This is a genomic window from Pseudoalteromonas sp. S1650 (assembly GCF_005887195.1).
In the GTDB taxonomy this organism is placed as follows: Bacteria; Pseudomonadota; Gammaproteobacteria; order Enterobacterales; family Alteromonadaceae; genus Pseudoalteromonas; species Pseudoalteromonas simplex.
The window spans coordinates 1-433 of the sequence record NZ_PNDF01000144.1; the positions used below are offsets into that span (position 1 = coordinate 1).

Consider the following 433-nt stretch of genomic DNA (forward strand, 5'->3'; position numbering starts at 1 on the left):
GTATACGACCAAAAATTCCCAGAAAAAGTGGTAGTTGAGTGGCTTGATAAATCAGAAAATAGAATTTATTACGGTGAAGTGGCCATAGATAAGGCGGGATATAAATTAGCTAAAAACTTACCTAGATACACCGTTGTGAGCACTGGGCGCAAAGCAAAAGAAATCATACCTTATTTAATAATAGGAATGAGCGAGACAGGCGAAATTAACGTTTGGCTATCCAATGCGCCCTCGGGAAGAAATAGAACTGATCGTGTATTACATGAACTAGGCTCAGGGCAAGCGCAATGGCGCGAGAATAAATAAAAACCGACTATGGACAAGTTTATAAAACCACTCATCTCAATTGCATGTGCTTTGTTTTTAGCAGGTTGCTCGTCAACGGGAAAAATAGATTACATGGTAGCAGGCGTATGCAATGAGAATGGAAATC

1 protein-coding gene is annotated in these 433 nt (G+C 40.0%); it reads left to right on the top strand.

Annotated elements, in window-relative coordinates:
- On the top strand, positions 1–306 hold a 306-nt coding region (locus CWB80_RS21915), incomplete at its 5' end, for a DUF2931 family protein (RefSeq protein ID WP_138686314.1).
- Positions 307–433: the final 127 nt, after the last annotated feature.